Origin of the sequence: Rhizobium sp. ZW T2_16, from assembly GCF_044987325.1 — a bacterium.
In the GTDB taxonomy this organism is placed as follows: domain Bacteria; phylum Pseudomonadota; class Alphaproteobacteria; order Rhizobiales; family Rhizobiaceae; genus Neorhizobium; species Neorhizobium cellulosilyticum.
In genome coordinates, this window is the sequence record NZ_JBJDRG010000002.1 from 225,617 (window position 1) to 241,140 (window position 15,524).

Consider the following 15,524-nt stretch of genomic DNA (forward strand, 5'->3'; position numbering starts at 1 on the left):
AAACGGTCGCCATTAAGGCTCCGTTAACCATAATTCCTTAACTCATATTAGCAGATCATTAAGGGTGCTTCGCCCTGAACTGCCCTGCGTGAGGTGGGAATGTCTGCTCCGGCGATCTCGGCGGGCGCGAAACGGCGTCTCAAGCTATACACGGCTATCGTCTCGGTGGCCTGGCTGTTGCCGGCTGCCGCCTCGGCGCAATCCACCTGGACGGGCACCTCCGATAATGACTTCTCCAACGGCGCCAACTGGACACCGGCAGCACCCGGTGCGACCGGCAGTGCCGCAATTGGTTCCGGCGCACCGACCGTCTCGACGGATACGACCGTCAGCACGGTCGATGTTTCCGGCGGCACGCTGCATGTTGACGCCGATCTTTCGGCGGCCGGCGGTACCAGCCTTGCCGATCCGGGGCGCATCGAAATCTCCACTGGCGGAAGGCTATCCTCGGATGTCGGGATGAGTGGCGGCAATCTCGCCAATTCAGGCACGCTGGACGGCAACCTGCATATGACCGGCGGCGAGACGGTCAACGACGGCACGATCACCGGCACCGCGACCATCGACGACGGCAAGCTCACCAACAATTTTGTCGTAACCAATGTCGATGTGTCGGCCGCTGCCGAATTCGTCAACAACTCTGGCGCTGAGGCAGGAAATGTCACCAGTGCCGGCACGTCGTCGAATGCCGGAACGATAACGTCGCTGACCAACACGGGCGGCTCCTTCACCAACAACAGCGGCGGCAGGATTACCGGCGATACGAACGTCATCGGCGGGACGGTGACCAATAATTTCGTCGTCACCTATGTGGATGTCGCGGCTGCGGCGATTTTCGTCAACAACTCGGGCGCGACTGCAAGTGCCGTCACCAACGCCGGCACATCGTCGAATGCCGGCACGATTGCCTCGCTGACCAATACCGGTGGAACTTTCACCAACAATGCCGGCGGCACGATCACTGGAACGACGGTGATTTCCGGCGGTACTTTGACCAACAATTTCGTCGTTACCGATGTGGACGTGGCCGCCGCTGCAATCTTCGTCAACAATACCGGTGCCTCGGCAGGCGATGTGACGAATGCCGGTAATTCCTCGAACGCCGGTACGATCGCCTCGCTGACCAATACCGGCGGCACTTTCACCAACAACGATGGCGGCACGATCACCGGTAATACAGTGGTATCCGGCGGCACGCTCGTCAACAATTTCGTCGTCACCGATGTCGATGTTGCGGCAGCAGCCAGCTTCGTCAATAACTCGGGCGCGACGGCGGGTGATGTCACCAATGCTGGCAGCGCCTCGAATGCGGGAACGATTGCCTCGCTCACCAATACCGGCGGCACGTTCACCAATAATGATACCGGCACGATCACCGGCGACGCGACCATAGCCGATGGCACGCTGGTCAACGACGGCACCATTGGCGGCACGATCGGTATCGGCTCGGACGGCGTGCTGGCCGGCTCCGGCGCGATCGGTGGGCTGACCGTTGGCTCCGGAGGCACCTTCGCCCCGGGTCCCGGTATCGCGACCGTTGCAGTGAACGGCGATGTCACCTTCGAAAAGGGCTCTACCTATCAGGTTGAAACCGATGCATCCGGCCTGTCCGACCGCCTCGATGCCGCCGGAAGCGTGACGATAAACGGCGGCACGGTTGATGTCCTGGCCGGGTCGGGCACCTATTCTCTGGCCACCACCTACACGATCCTGACCGGCGACAGCGTCACCGGCACCTTCGATGAGGTCAATTCCGATCTGGCCTTCCTGTCGCCGATCCTCAGCTACGACCCGACCACGGTGACATTGGGCCTTTACCGCAACGACGTCGATTTCGCCGATGTGACGGAGACGCGCAATACGCGCGCGACGGCCGAGGCGGTCCAATCTCTCGGTGCCACCAATTCCGTCTTCCTCGGCGTGCTTCCGCTGAACGCTACCGGTGCCCGCGATGCCTTTTCGCAACTGAGCGGCGAGCTGCATGCCTCGCTGAAAAGCCAGTTGCTGCAGCAGGCAGGCCTTGCCCGCGAGGCGGTGATCGACCGGATCAACGGCAATGTACCGGTTAAGGAAACCGAAGGCGGCGCAAGTTTCTGGATGACCGGTATCGCCGCGACCGACCGCTTCGACAGCGACGGCAATGCTGCAGATATGAATGGCCATATCGCGGGCCTGTTTGCCGGCATCGACGCCGATGTCTCGGAGCATTGGCGTATCGGCGGCCTGTTCGGTTACACGAATGCGTCTGCGGGCACCGATGCCGACTGGGACAGTTACAGCGCCGGTCTTTATGCTGCGGCCGATTGGGGAAGGCTCAACTTCACGACGGGCGCGATCTATTCAAGAAACGATATCTCTACCGAACGGAATATCGCTTTCGGCGCATTCGAGGACCAGCTTGAAGCCGATTACCAGAGCGCGACGCGGCAGGTTTTTGCCGATCTCGGCTGGCGCGAGAAGGTCGGTGCCGCCACGCTCGAGCCTTTTGCCAATCTCGCCCATATCAATCTCGAAACCGATGGTTTTCGCGAACAAGGCGGTGCGGCAGCGCTTTCGGCAAATGGCAACACGGATGACGTGACGCTGACCACCCTTGGCCTCAGATGGTCCGCCGATATCGGCAATGCGGATCTGCCGGCGACCTTTTCCGGCATGCTGGGTTGGCGTCACGTGATCGGCGATCTGACGCCATCCTCGCGGTTTGCCTTCTCGTCCGGCAGCCCCTTCGTCATTGAAGGCGTCTCATTGCCGCGCGATACGGCCGTGCTGGAGGCTTCACTCACCGCGCAGATCTCCAAGACGGCACGGGTTAAGCTCAGCTATTCGGGCGAGTTCGCCCACTCCTTTGCCGCCCATGCGGCAAAGGCAAGTCTCGTCGTAGACTTCTAGAAATCAGATCGCGTCGGCCCATTCGCCGAGTGCGGCAACCACGGCCGGCAGGTCCTGCATGCGCGAGATCACCGTTTCGGCACCCGCATCCGTCAGGCGGTCAGCGTGGCTCGGATAGGTATGCGATGCGCCGGTAAAGCCGACGACCCGCATGCCCGCAGCTCTGGCAGCGTGGACGCCATGGGTCGAATCCTCGACCACCAGGCAGCGCGACGGATCGACACCGAACTGCTGCGCGCCATGCAAAAAGATGTCCGGCTTCGGCTTGACCCGATCCGGTCCCAGATCCTTGGCCGAATAGATATGCGGCGCGAAATAGGGTTTGAGGCCGACCTTGGTCAGCATCATGTCCAGCCGTGCGCTGGAGGAATTGGAGCAGATGCAGCGCTGTGTCGTCAGCCGGGCAAGTGCGAACTTCACGCCCTCGATGATCTTCACATCGCGTTCCAGCCGGGCATCGAGCAGCTTTTCCGACTTGTCGAGCAGCGAGGCGGAAAGCGGAATATCGGCTTCCTTCTCGATGCTAAGCAGGATGTTCTTCCAGGTCATGCCGGCAAAACGCTCACCCATTTCCTCGACGCTGATCGGGTAACCGGCTTCCGTCAGCAGCTGGGATTCCACCCTTGCAGCAATGATTTCGGAATCGACGAGCACGCCGTCGCAATCGAAGAGGATGAGGTCGAAACCGCTCATGATGGAGATATACCCTTTTAAGACGTCAGCCGCCTTCTAGCGGATGGGTGCCGGAAGCTCAACCAGTACGGTCGCATGGCTGGGTCAATCGGGGCGGGAGGCTGCTCACTTCAATATGGGGTATCGAGCGGGAACTGTAGCAAAAACCTCCGCTCGCCTTCGGGCGAAAAGAGTACCGCACGGCTCTCCTCGCTGCGTCGCGCCCAGCCCTGGGCGAGCATATGGGCAAGCAGCGCCTTGCCGAGCGTGCCTGCCAGATGCGACCGGCGCTCGCTCCAGTCGAGGCAGGATTTGCACAAGGGGCGGCGGCTGGAGGCGAGGGCTGATAAATCGATGCCGAAGGCTGAGAGCTGCGCGCGGCCCTTTTCCGTCACCGAAAGGTTCTCCCCATCCGACGCGATCTCGCCATGGCAGACGAAACTGTCGAGCATCCGCACGCCGAAATCGCCGGCAAGGTGATCGTAGCAGACGCGCGCCTTTCCGAGCGCCGGGTCCTTTGGTCCCGGCCTGTAACGCAGATGTCCGCGGCTTGAGGCAAACCCCATCATCGTTTCGATCAACCGGGCTGCCGCTTCGTCGGCCAGCGCGAAATAGCGATGCCGCCCCTGCTTGCGCTGGGATAAAAGCCCGCCGGCCTCAAGTTTGGAAAGATGTGTGCTCGCCGTCTGCAACGTGATCCCGCCAATGGCTGCAAGCTCGGTCGCGGTCAGCGCCCGCCCACCGGTGAGTGCTGCCAGCATGTTGGCGCGGGCGGGGTCGCCGATCAGAGCGGCGATCTGGGCAATGTCTGGACCTTCGTTCATGCGAAAGCTTCTAGCATGTTTTTGCAATCGATACTTCGATCGCTATCGAAGCATTCTCGCTAACCAGCATGGCAAAACACCCCGTCACGAGGAAAACGAAGCCAAGGGAAATGCCATGATCACCTGTTTCATCCGTTACGAGATCGACCCATTCAAGCGCGACCGTTTCGAACAATATGCCCGCGCCTGGGGCCAGTCGATCCCGCGCAACGGTGCCGATCTGATCGGCTATTTCGGTCCGCACGAAGGATCGGCCAACATCGCTTACGGCATCTATAATATCGAGAACCTGGCGGCCTACGAGGCCTATCGCGCCCGGCTGGCCGTCGATTCGCTTGGCCGGGAGAATTACGAATTCGCCAAGCGCGAACGTTTCATACTCAAGGAAGACCGCATCTTTCTGAAAAATATGTCTCTGCCGCATGGAGCTTTTGAAAAACTATGATCGCCGTCATCTTCGAAGTTGTGCCCTATATGGGCGAACGCCACCGTTATCTCGATCTGGCCGGTGATTTGCGCGCCGAGCTTGAAAAGATCGATGGCTTCATCTCCATCGAACGGTTCGAGAGCCTGACGATGCGCGGTAAGCTTCTCTCGCTCTCCTTCTGGCGCGATGAAGACGCGGTTAAGGCATGGCGTAATGTCGAGGCGCATCGCGCCGCGCAGCAGGCCGGGCGTAACGGCATCTTCGCCGATTACCGACTGCGGATCGGTCATGTCCTGCGTGATTACGGTATGTTCGAGCGCGACGACGCGCCGACGGATAGCCGGCAGGTGCATGCGGCATAAGCCGGGTCAGACGGTGTAGCGCGCCTCGGCAAGGTCGATCTCGCGGATGAGCTTGCGGGCGATCTCCTCGGAGACCTTTCGGGCGCGGCTGAGGCGAAAGATCTCGTCGCGCTCGGCACGCAGTGCTGCGAGCCGCAGCCGCTTGTCCACCTCTTCCATCCGCCGGACCTCTTCGGCCTCGTCACCGATCTTCGAGCGCCCGTCGATACGTTGTCGGTAAAGTTCCATCAGCCGAGTGCCGACTTCGCCATAGAGATCGGCATCCGTGCGGCCCTCGCTCATCGCGTGCTGCAGTTTCTCGATCATTCGGATTGCGGCCTCCGCCGAGGCGATACGCGCCGTATCCTCTTCCTGGTGATGGTCGGGCTCGGGTGGAAGTTCGAGATCCTTCAGCAGGAAAGGCAGGCCGACGCTGGCCGCAACCAGCGAGAAGATGATCACGCCGGCCGCAAGGAAGATCGCAAGGTCGCGGGCCGGGAAGGGCGTGATGCCGTCATCGAGAAAGAAGGGCAGCGTCAGGATACCGGCAAGCGTGATGGCGCCGCGCACGCCGGCGAGTGAGGTGGCGACCAACAGTTTCCAATGCGGCTTGTGGATCTCCTGTCCACGGCGGGTTGCCCGGAACAGGGTGAAATGCAGCGATACCCACACCCACACGAAACGAAGTGCGGCAAGCGCTGCGTTGATCGCGATCACGTATGCGATCAACCAGATTGGATCTACATGCCCGGTCTCGGTGACAACCCGTGCCGCACCCGAGATGATGCCCGGCAACTGCTCGCCGAGCAGCACGAAGATGATGCCGTTCAGCGCAAACTGCACCGTATCCCACACGGCATTGCGCCTGACGCGGGTAATGCCGAGCGCTTTGCCCCGCAGTTCGGCATAACTCATGGTAATGCCGGCGGCGACAGCGGCAAGAATGCCGGAACAATGCAGGTGTTCGGCAACCAGATAGGCGCCGAAGGGAATGAGAAGGCTGATCAGGATCTGCGCGCCTGGGTCTTCGCCGAGCTTGCGGGAAACGGTGTCCTTTATCCGCACGACAAGCCACGTCACGCCGAAGCCGATAAGAATGCCGCCGATCGCGACCCAAAGAAACGTGCCCAGCGCGTCCGTCAGCGAGAATGTGCCAGTGACGGCCGCCGCAACGGCAAACCGCATGCAGACAAGGCCGGATGCGTCGTTGAGCAGCGATTCCCCTTCGAGAATGTGCATCAACCGGGGAGGGATCGGCACGCGCGCCGCAATCGCCGAGACCGCGACCGGATCGGTCGGCGAAACAATGGCGGCAAGTGCGAAGGCGACCGCAAGCGGCATGGCCGGGATCATCCAGTGGATCAGAAGCCCGACGCCGACGACCGTGAACACCACGAGCCCGAGCGCCAGTTCCAGGATGACGCCCTTGTCGCGGAACAGCCCTTCCTTCGGAATGCGCCAGCCATCGAGAAACAGAAGCGGCGGCAGAAACAGCAGGAAAAAGATATCCGGTTCCAGCACCACACCATCGCCGGTGATCCCGGTGATCGCAGCCCCGAAGGCGATCTGGATCAGAGGTAGCGGAACGGGCAGCGGAAGCAGCCTGGAGATCGTGCCGCTGAGGATGACGGCAAGCAGCAGGACCAGGGCTATCGTGATACTGTCCATGGTTTTTCCATTCCCTGCTGTTCCAAATCAAGGCCCTGAATAGGAAAGCCGTCCACGCTAGGCAAGGGCGGAAACTGGCTGTTTGGCAGATGCGGGCATCATCTTCCTGCGCATAGGTTATGTTTTTCATCGGCCGCGGACTTGGAGAATTCGGCTGTGATTGCCGCCTCGTCATGTGTCGCAAACTGCCTGATTGTTTTGTGATTTTTGGATAAACTATATGGCCGGCGCATTTCAGATTTTGGCTCATACACCGGTCTATGTGTGGTTCCTGCTTGCCTATCTTGTCTGGCAGGGGGTGGCCGCGACAAGGACGAGAAAACGTCCGCTTTGGCGGCTTCTGACGGTCCCGTTTATCTTCACGGTGCTGGGCATCTGGCCACTGATCGGAAGCTTGGCACTGGACATCAAGCTGGTCGCCATCTGGCTCGGTGCAATCCTCCTTTTCGCGTTGCCGGGCATCGTTACCGGCCCCTGGGTGATCGCTCGGGACGCATCACGCCGTAACGTGACGATCTCGGGAAGCATCGTGCCTCTCGTCAGGAACCTGACACTGTTCGCGTTGCATTATGCGCTTGCTGTCGCGCTTGCACTCAACCCTGATGGGGCTCAAATCCTTACCATGGCAGGCTTTGCGCTATCCGGAGGCTCGATCGGTTATTTTGCCGGCTGGGCGTTCGCATTGCGCCGGCACCTGCTTGATATCCCCATTACAAGGCATTCAGCTTAGCCCTGCGAACCGGGTGCCATGCCGCTCCGGCATCGAAGTGGGGCGAAACCGCAGCCTCTTGAACCCTGACGTTCCTGGGCGACGGGCCCTGCTTCCCAAGGTTACGAGCCTCTGGTTGGCCATGCGGCAAGTGCCTGTTCGGCAACCGCTTCCAGCGTCTCGCGGCTGAACCCGGCTTTGGCCTGTACAGCCATGCCGTGAAGTACGGCCATCAGATACGCCGCCAGCGCATGGGGTTTGGCCGTCTCGGGCAGGTCGCCTTCCGCCTTTGCCCGCTCCAGGCGCTCGCGAAACAGCGCTTCGCCGCGCGCGCGCACCTCGATCAGCATTTGCCGCACGGGTTCGGCACCATCCGACCCGGCCAGCAGGCCGGTGATGTTGAAACAGCCCGTATGCTTGGGATATCGCGTGTTGAGATCGATCGCATTGTACAGCATGTGAGCGGCGACTTCCCGCGACGTCGGTTTCTGAAGCGCATCCGGGATGTAGTCGAGATACCGTTCGTAATAGCGGTCGAGCGCTTGGGCAAACAGCGCTTCCTTGTTGCCGAAGGCGGAATAAAGGGCAGGCCTCTCAACGCCTGCCGCCTCTGTAAGGTCGCTATACGATGTTCCCTCGTAACCCTTGCTCCAGAAGACGCACAGGATCGCATCCAGCGCCTTCTCCACGTCAAATTCGCGATGTCGTCCCATTCGATCAACTCAACCACATTTCGTAACGACCGTTATTAAACAGCTTGACGCCTGAAGTCAAATTTCATACCGATCGTTATCGTAATGGCCATTACGTAAATCAGCCAGGCGTCTCCCGACATTCGGAAACGCCTTCGTTTTTATGGAAAGGTTACCCATGTCGAAGACATTGAAGGGCAAGGTTGCCCTCGTTACGGGCGGTTCTCGCGGCCTTGGCGCGGCAATAGCGCAAGCGCTGGCGGACGAGGGTGCTGACGTTGCGATCAGTTACGTCGCCTCTGCGGAAAAGGCGGAGGCTGTGGTCGAGAAACTGAAGTCGAAGGGCGTCCGCGCGCTTGCGATCCAAAGCGACCAGGCGGATATGGCAGCCGCCAAGCCGCTGGTGGACAAGGTCATCGCACATTTCGGCAAGCTCGATATCCTCGTCAACAACGCGGCGATTGCAGTTCAGGGCAAGACGGTTGACGATCCCGCCCTCGATACGGTCAATCTCGATCGCCAGTGGCAGATCAACGTCTTGGGATCGGTTGCCGCGACTCGCGCCGCAGCGCCGGTTCTGACCGATGGCGGGCGGATCATCTTCATCGGTTCGCTATTTGGCACCCGCATACCGGTTTCGGGTGTTGCCGACTATGCAGGCAGCAAGTCGGCGCTTCTCGGTTATGCCAAGGGCGTCGCGCGCGATCTGGGCAGGCGCAACATCACCGTCAATGTTGTTCAGCCCGGTGTCATGCCCACCGACATGGCCAAAGGCGCTCTGGGCGACGAGGTGCCGGAAGCGCTGCTGGACATGCATCCGATCCGTCGTATTGCGACGCTTGAGGAAGTTTCGGCGCTTGTCACGCATCTTGCCGGCCCGAACGGCGGCTACATGACCGGCGGTATATTCGATATCGCGGGTGGCTTCGCGATCTGACGGGAAAGCCCGCAATACTGGCAGGCATTCGAAAGAGCGCCTGCCACCCCACCTTAATCTCGCCACAGGGTTGATATCATTGCGTTCCGATCTGCAGCAGCCTGTCGTCGAAAGAAAATTGAGTGCCCGAAATACCGTCATCCGCGCGCGTGAAGCGGCGCGTCGTCCTGCATTTTCCCGGATTTGAACCGCTTGACGCGGAAAGGCACCGGACCCGCTATGAAAGGGCGATGCAGAGGACTGCGGAACTCTGGGGGCTTGATGCAGATGTAGGCACTTTGCAGCAAGAGGACCGGCGAGCCTATTTCGACATCGAAACCAGCCGCCCGGAAGATGCCTGGCGAACATCGAGCCGTTTCTTCGTCTTCGATCACGGCGCGATCGTCGATCATCTGGGCGCGCGTCCGCTGGTCACCCGTCTGGCACAAGGTTTCCGCAGTGCTGCAGCCGTTGTCATGGAAGGCGGTGCCTTCGGCTACTTCCGCCATGCCTGGCGTTTCGGCCTGTTCTTCATCTTCCCGTTTCTTCTGATCGGCCTCGGCATGGGAATCAGCCTTGCGCTGGCGACTTATCCGCTCTGGCTGGGCCTCGGCCTGTGGCAGCTCCCGCTCGGTATCGCCCTTGGCTACCTCTTTTTCGCAAAGCTGTTCATTCCCTGGTCGGACCGGTTCCACACCCTGCATCTGTTTTCCGACTGGGAGATGGCGGTTGCCGTGTCCCGCCTCGACAACGCCATCGTCAACGACTGGATAGAGGCCTCCGCCCAGGCGGCAAGACAGGCCTTCGAGTTGCCGGCCGATGAATATGTCATCAGCTCCCACAGCATGGGTTCCAGCATGGCGGCCCAGACGATCGGCCTTCTGCTTGAGCGGGAACCAGAGCTGTTCGCCGGCAAGCGTGTGGTCTTCGTAACCCTTGGCGGCGCCACGCTTCAATGTGCGCTGCTGCGCTCGGCAAGCGTCCTTCGTGCCCGTGTCGGCTTAATCGCCCGTGCAAAAAATGTCACCTGGCTCGAAGTCCAGTGCCTGACCGATGTCATCAGCTTCTACAAATCCTCGGTCACCGCCCTGACCGGCCACCCGGATGCGCCTCAGCCGCGTCTGGTTTTCCTGAGGATCAAGAACATGCTGTTCGCCGATCGTTACAAGAGGATCAAGCTGGATTTCCTCAGGGTGCATCGCCAGTATGTGCTGGCGTCGGACCGGCGCTCGAACTTCGATTTCGGCCTGATGACGGCCGGGCCGCTTGCCGCCGTAACCTTCAAGCGCTTCTCCGGAGAATGGGGTCAGGACGCCGAGCTGGACTACCCGCAAGGAGCCGTGAACGGAGAGCCGCATTAACAAAATAGCGGCGCTTCCTCAAAGTTTTCCCGAAATAATTCAGCAGCTTCAGCATTTGGTAACCAGATTGGGTAACCATAACAGTCGATAAATTCGTTTTATGTATAGCGTAGCGAGTGTGATATGGCTGCTGTTCTTCCGCTGTCTGACCTGAAGCATCAGGTCCGTCCCGACGCATGGGTTAACTCCATCATCAAGGGTGATTGCGTTGCAGCCTTGGAAGCGCTCCCGGATCATTCGGTCGACGCGATCTTCGCTGACCCGCCGTATAACCTCCAGCTCGGCGGCACGCTGCACCGCCCGGATCATTCGGTCGTCGATGCCGTCGATGACGAATGGGACCAGTTCGCCTCGTTTGAAATGTACGACGCCTTCACCCGCGCCTGGCTGCTCGCCTGCCGCCGCGTGCTGAAGCCGGCCGGCACGATCTGGGTGATCGGCTCCTACCACAACATTTTCCGCGTCGGCTCGATCATGCAGGACCTGAATTTCTGGCTGCTGAACGATATCGTCTGGCGCAAGGTCAACCCGATGCCGAACTTCAAGGGCCGCCGGTTCCAGAACGCCCATGAAACGATGATCTGGGCCAGCCGCGACGCCAAGGCCAAGGGCTACACCTTCAATTACGATGCGCTGAAAGCCTCGAACGACGACGTGCAGATGCGCTCCGACTGGCTGTTCCCGATCTGCTCGGGCGGCGAGCGCCTCAAGGGTGAGGACGGTAAGAAGGTGCATCCGACCCAGAAGCCGGAAGCGCTGCTCGCCCGTGTCATCATGGCTTCGACCAAGCCGGGTGATGTCATCCTCGACCCGTTCTTCGGTTCCGGCACGACCGGTGCCGTCGCAAAGCGCCTCGGCCGCAACTTCGTCGGTATCGAGCGCGAACAGAATTATATCGACGCAGCGTCTGCCCGTATCGAAGCGGTAGAGCCGCTCGGCAAGGCGGAACTGACCGTCATGACCGGCAAAAAGGCCGAGCCGCGCGTTGCCTTCAACGTGTTGATCGAAGCCGGTCTGCTAAAGCCCGGCCAGGTGCTGACCGATGCCAAGCGCCGCCACAGCGCGATCATCCGCGCCGATGGAACCCTGGCATCCGGCGGTGATGCCGGCTCGATCCACCGGCTCGGCGCAAAGGTACAGGGCTTTGATGCCTGCAACGGATGGACCTTCTGGCACTTCGACGACGGCCAGTCCTTGCGTCCCATTGATGAACTTCGCGTCGTCATCCGCAACGATCTCGCCAAGCTGGACTGAACCACCAGTCCTTAGCCCCAACCTGGCCGAGATCTGAGAGTTCCTCTTTCGGTTTTGTACCTCTAGTCCTGAAAGAGGATAATGGCGTCCGGGTGGCTGTACCCGGACGCCATATTCATTTGTCGTTTCAGAAGAAGCGGGTCCGGCGAAGCCGGACGCGGTCGGCCAGAAGAGCGCAGTAGCTGGCCAGGTAGACGCCCTTCTCGGTCACGCTGATCCGCAATGATCCATCGGCCTCGAATGTCTCCGTTGTCGTATCCACCACGGCTCCATCCACATAGATGATCTCGACTTTGAGGCTTCTGCCTGTCCGGGCAAGTGTGACAGACTTGCGCAGCCCGTCCTCCATGTCGAAGGCGTAGTTTCGGGTAAAGTCTTCTTCGGACGTCTCCAAAGTCTGGGCAAGCTTTTCGGGATAAGGCATCAGGGCGGCGTCGCTATGAGCTGGCACATGGCTTTCCGGTCACCTGTTGCTAAGGTGAGCAGCTTAAATATGCGAAATCGACTTGCGGTTGTGACTGTGGCAACTAATCTGGATTGCAGTCATGGTCTGCGGTTGGGAAAATCACCCGCAGACTAGTAAAAATATTTTCACCTGTAAACTGATTTCTACTCAGGGTTTTGGATGAAATGAGAATTCCACTCGAGGGGGATGTCGCGGCGAAGATAGAGGCCAAGCTGGCCAAGTTTTCGCGCGGATGGGCAAAGCTGGAACTGGATCCTCTGCGCCGCGCCACATCGTTCAAGGTTCTTGTGCTCTGCGAAATGCTGGGCGGCCGGACAAAGGCTGCCGAAGCTGTAGAACTGGCCGACAATACATTGGACAACTACCGCCACGGCAAGAAGGATCCGACATTTGCCAAATTGGAATTGATGGCGGAAAAGGCCGGTATCGCCGCTCGTTATCTCGGGGGCGAATGGTCGTTTGAAGATGACGCGATACGCATCAGTCTCGCCGCACCGGTAACATCATCTGGTTTCGCCGCGCCGCCCGGCCTGATGGACAACCCCTCTCAGCCTTATGTCCACGGCTATGACGAGATCAGGCCATCGACGACTGCGGCAGCAACAGCGATCGAGAACTACTGGGCGAGATTGGGTCTCGATCCGGACACCGTCACCACATTGCTGGCTGAGGGAGACAGCATGCTCCCGACGATCGCCGACCAGTCGCCGGTCTTCGTCGATACCGGAGACCGTGATCTTGCCGATGGTGGCATCTATGCATTGCGGATCGACAATCGCCTGATCATCCGCCGTGTGCAGCGTCTGGTCGGGGGAGGGCTGCAGCTTCTAGCCGACAACAATGCCGCCTATCCGCCGCAAGAACTCGGTGAGACTGCATCGGCCGAACTCGAAGTCATCGGTCGCGTGCGCAGCACAGCCATCGCCTGCTGACGATAGCTGCGCCAAGCCGGGTTACTTAGACATCGATGCCGTGAGCGATGAGATCCTGCTTCAGCTTCTCGGCGCCGGTAAACTGCACGGCTTTCCAGCCTGCAGCGCGTGCGCCTTCGACATTCACCATCGTATCGTCGATGAAGATCGAGTTTTCGGGGGTGAGGCCGAAATCCTTCGCATGCCGCTCGTAGATCGCCACATCCGGCTTGATCAGGCCGATCTCGCCCGAGACGGTGATACCGCGCGTCGCATTGAGGAACGGATACATCCTGCGCGCCTCGACAAACGTGTCGGCCGCAAAATTCGTCAGCATCGTCACGTCATGGCCCTTGTCGATCAGCCCAAGCATGATGGCGACGCTGTCGTCATAGGAATGCGAGACCATTTCGGGCCAGTATTTGCGGAATGCGCGGATATGCTCTTCCCGCTCGGGATATTGGGCAATCAGCAGAGCTTCTGCGTCTTCCCACTTGCGGCCGCGGTCCTGCTCCAGGTTCCAGTCATGGGTGCAGACATTCTGGAAAAACCATTTCCGCTCTTCGGCATCGGGAATGATGCGCGAAAACGGCAGGTTGGGATCGTAGTGAATGAGAACCTTGCCGATATCGAAGACGATGTGGTCGATCTTGTCTGCCATGATGTTTCCTGCGGTCAGTGTTTTGCAAAGGCTGTCGGAATAGCCTGAGTGATTACCTTTTTCATGACAGTCGGCAAAGCCTCGTCATCGAGCTTTTCGACACCCACCCACCAGCCTGTCGGCTCTTTACCGGCAGGAACCCGCGTGCGGAAAACCGAAAGCCTCAGTTCGAAATGGGTGAAGACGTGGGTAATGGCGCCGCACGGATGCCAATCCGAGTCGAAGGGTGCATGGTCGATGTCGGTTCCGCCGTCGATCCGCGCTGTCCATGCGGTGGTCGGCACTTCCGTCATTCCGCCGAGCAGGCCGGTTTCGATGCGCCGTCTCAGCAAGATCTCGCCATTCTCTGTCACGGCGACGAAGGCAGCGCCGACGCGGACCGGCTTTTCCTTTTTCGCCGCCTTGACCGGAAAACGCTCCGGCTCGTGTTCCGCCAGCGCCAGACAGTCATCGCGGAAGGGACAGAGCGCGCAGGCAGGGCGCTTCGGCGTGCAGATCGTGGCCCCCAGGTCCATCATCGCCTGGGCGAAATCGCCGGGCCGGTCGGTCGGCGTCAGTTCGCGCACCCTGGCTTTCATCTCGGGCTTGGAGCCGGGTAGTGGCGCATCGATCGCATAGAGGCGCGAAATCACCCGCTCGACATTACCGTCCATGACGGCCGACGGCCGGTTGAAGGCGATGGCGGCGACAGCTGCAGACGTGTAGTCCCCGATACCGGGAAGCGCGCGCAGTCCCTCTTCGGTATCAGGGAATATGCCGTGATGGTCGTTGGCTACCGCTTCGGCGCATTTCTTCAGGTTGCGCGCGCGGGCGTAATATCCAAGCCCCGCCCAGGCGGCCATCACGTCCTCCGAAGGCGCTGCCGCCAGATCGGTTACCTTGGGCCAGCGCTCCAGGAATTTTGTAAAATAGGGTTTGACTGCCTGAACGGTTGTCTGCTGCAGCATCACTTCCGACAGCCAGACATGGTAGGGATCGGCCCGTTTCCCGGCCTTCGCCGCCGACGGGCTGACGCGCCACGGTAGTTCCCGGTGATGGCGGTCATACCAGGAAAGCAGCTTATGTGCATGGGTGAGCGTGGGTATCGGGGATAACGTATCGAGCATCGTTTGCCGTTTTAGGGGTGTGTGCCCTATACTTGGAAGATGAATGCGCCGGCATCAAGGACGGCTCAAGCCTGTGGGGCCGGTTATCCAGCGATGAATTATCCATCCAAGAAGACGCCATTTATCCGCAAGGGTGCAAACCAGATCGCCGAGATCGCCAACGGCATCATCGATCCGGTGCTGGCCAAGCGCGCCGGCATCTCGACGGCGCTTCTCGGTTCCTGGGACGAAATCGCCGGCGAAGAATTCGCCGATTGCACCCGGCCGGAAAAGATCACCTGGGCCCGCAATGACGGTTACCGGGACGATGGTTATACGCCCGGCGTGCTGACGATTGCCTGCGAGGGCGCACGTGCGCTGTTTCTCACCCACGCCCAGGGCGAACTGATCGGCCGTATCAACAGCTTCTTCGGTTTTCCGGCCGTGCGCCAGATCCGCATCGTCCAGAAACCGGTTTCGCCGCAACTCAAGCATCCGCGCACGCCGCGCCCCTTGAAGGGCGAGCCGGCCCGCAAGCTGCACGACATGATGGAAGGCATCGAAAGCGAGGCGCTGCGCAAGGCGGTGGAGCGTTTGGGCACCGCAGTGATGCAGCAAAAGCGCACACGTTGAGGTGAAGCCGGGCTT

At 60.1% G+C, this 15,524-nt stretch carries 16 protein-coding genes; 9 read left to right on the top strand and 7 right to left on the bottom strand.

The window, feature by feature from the left end; all coding sequences use genetic code 11:
- The first annotated feature begins 99 nt into the window (after window positions 1-99).
- Complete coding sequence (locus ACI3K0_RS06580; RefSeq protein ID WP_183822937.1) at window positions 100-2,889, top strand: autotransporter domain-containing protein; 2,790 nt, start codon at window positions 100-102, stop codon at window positions 2,887-2,889.
- Between the two features lie 3 nt (window positions 2,890-2,892).
- Here ACI3K0_RS06580 and ACI3K0_RS06585 read toward each other — a convergent pair whose 3' ends face one another.
- Both ACI3K0_RS06585 and ACI3K0_RS06590 read right to left on the bottom strand, forming a co-directional pair.
- A complete protein-coding gene (locus ACI3K0_RS06585) occupies window positions 2,893-3,582 on the bottom strand; it encodes an HAD family hydrolase (protein ID WP_148144070.1) in 690 nt (229 codons plus the stop codon).
- Window positions 3,583-3,692: 110 nt separating this feature from the next.
- Window positions 3,693-4,385: an ArsR/SmtB family transcription factor gene (locus tag ACI3K0_RS06590; RefSeq protein WP_404945138.1), complete on the bottom strand. Its 693-nt coding sequence runs from the start codon at window positions 4,383-4,385 to the stop codon at window positions 3,693-3,695.
- Window positions 4,386-4,500: 115 nt separating this feature from the next.
- Here ACI3K0_RS06590 and ACI3K0_RS06595 point away from each other — a divergent pair, with 115 nt between their 5' ends.
- Together ACI3K0_RS06595 and ACI3K0_RS06600 are read left to right on the top strand one after the other, a co-directional pair.
- Window positions 4,501-4,830, top strand: a complete 330-nt coding sequence (locus ACI3K0_RS06595) for an NIPSNAP family protein (protein WP_183822935.1) — start codon at window positions 4,501-4,503, stop codon at window positions 4,828-4,830.
- The gene (locus ACI3K0_RS06600) at window positions 4,827-5,174 is read left to right on the top strand and encodes an antibiotic biosynthesis monooxygenase (protein WP_183822933.1); all 348 of its coding nucleotides are present in this window, start codon (window positions 4,827-4,829) and stop codon (window positions 5,172-5,174) included. The genes ACI3K0_RS06595 and ACI3K0_RS06600 overlap by 4 nt, the downstream gene beginning before the upstream one ends.
- Before the next feature lie 6 nt (window positions 5,175-5,180).
- Here ACI3K0_RS06600 and ACI3K0_RS06605 read toward each other — a convergent pair whose 3' ends face one another.
- Window positions 5,181-6,821: a Na+/H+ antiporter gene (locus ACI3K0_RS06605; RefSeq protein WP_404945139.1), complete on the bottom strand. Its 1,641-nt coding sequence runs from the start codon at window positions 6,819-6,821 to the stop codon at window positions 5,181-5,183.
- A 220-nt stretch (window positions 6,822-7,041) separates the two neighbouring features.
- Here ACI3K0_RS06605 and ACI3K0_RS06610 point away from each other — a divergent pair, with 220 nt between their 5' ends.
- Window positions 7,042-7,551, top strand: a complete 510-nt coding sequence (locus ACI3K0_RS06610) for a DUF6622 family protein (RefSeq protein WP_183822929.1) — start codon at window positions 7,042-7,044, stop codon at window positions 7,549-7,551.
- Between the two features lie 101 nt (window positions 7,552-7,652).
- On the opposite strand, the gene ACI3K0_RS06615 is transcribed toward ACI3K0_RS06610, so the two are convergent.
- Complete coding sequence (locus tag ACI3K0_RS06615; protein ID WP_404945140.1) at window positions 7,653-8,243, bottom strand: TetR/AcrR family transcriptional regulator; 591 nt, start codon at window positions 8,241-8,243, stop codon at window positions 7,653-7,655.
- A gap of 157 nt (window positions 8,244-8,400) precedes the next feature.
- Between ACI3K0_RS06615 and ACI3K0_RS06620 the strand changes: the two genes are divergently transcribed.
- From ACI3K0_RS06620 to ACI3K0_RS06630, 3 genes are all read left to right on the top strand, one after another.
- Window positions 8,401-9,159: an SDR family NAD(P)-dependent oxidoreductase gene (locus tag ACI3K0_RS06620; protein WP_183822925.1), complete on the top strand. Its 759-nt coding sequence runs from the start codon at window positions 8,401-8,403 to the stop codon at window positions 9,157-9,159.
- A 230-nt stretch (window positions 9,160-9,389) separates the two neighbouring features.
- Window positions 9,390-10,499 carry a hypothetical protein gene (locus tag ACI3K0_RS06625; protein ID WP_404945141.1) on the top strand — a complete coding sequence of 370 codons (1,110 nt, stop codon included), beginning with the start codon at window positions 9,390-9,392 and terminating at the stop codon, window positions 10,497-10,499.
- Between the two features lie 123 nt (window positions 10,500-10,622).
- Window positions 10,623-11,753 (top strand): site-specific DNA-methyltransferase, encoded by a 1,131-nt coding sequence (locus ACI3K0_RS06630; protein ID WP_183822923.1) that lies wholly within the window; start codon window positions 10,623-10,625, stop codon window positions 11,751-11,753.
- A gap of 127 nt (window positions 11,754-11,880) precedes the next feature.
- Here the strand turns inward: ACI3K0_RS06630 and ACI3K0_RS06635 are convergent, their stop codons facing one another.
- Window positions 11,881-12,204 carry a hypothetical protein gene (locus ACI3K0_RS06635; RefSeq protein ID WP_148144062.1) on the bottom strand — a complete coding sequence of 108 codons (324 nt, stop codon included), beginning with the start codon at window positions 12,202-12,204 and terminating at the stop codon, window positions 11,881-11,883.
- A 179-nt stretch (window positions 12,205-12,383) separates the two neighbouring features.
- Here ACI3K0_RS06635 and ACI3K0_RS06640 point away from each other — a divergent pair, with 179 nt between their 5' ends.
- Window positions 12,384-13,151: a LexA family transcriptional regulator gene (locus tag ACI3K0_RS06640; protein WP_148144061.1), complete on the top strand. Its 768-nt coding sequence runs from the start codon at window positions 12,384-12,386 to the stop codon at window positions 13,149-13,151.
- A gap of 25 nt (window positions 13,152-13,176) precedes the next feature.
- Here ACI3K0_RS06640 and ACI3K0_RS06645 read toward each other — a convergent pair whose 3' ends face one another.
- Together ACI3K0_RS06645 and mutY are read right to left on the bottom strand one after the other, a co-directional pair.
- Window positions 13,177-13,791, bottom strand: a complete 615-nt coding sequence (locus ACI3K0_RS06645) for an HAD family phosphatase (RefSeq protein WP_148144060.1) — start codon at window positions 13,789-13,791, stop codon at window positions 13,177-13,179.
- Between the two features lie 14 nt (window positions 13,792-13,805).
- Entirely contained in the window at window positions 13,806-14,897 is a 1,092-nt protein-coding gene (gene mutY / locus ACI3K0_RS06650; protein ID WP_404945142.1) for an A/G-specific adenine glycosylase, read from the bottom strand.
- Between the two features lie 93 nt (window positions 14,898-14,990).
- On the opposite strand from mutY, the gene ACI3K0_RS06655 reads away from it, so the two are divergent.
- Window positions 14,991-15,509: a DUF721 domain-containing protein gene (locus tag ACI3K0_RS06655; RefSeq protein WP_148144058.1), complete on the top strand. Its 519-nt coding sequence runs from the start codon at window positions 14,991-14,993 to the stop codon at window positions 15,507-15,509.
- The last annotated feature ends 15 nt before the right edge of the window (window positions 15,510-15,524 follow it).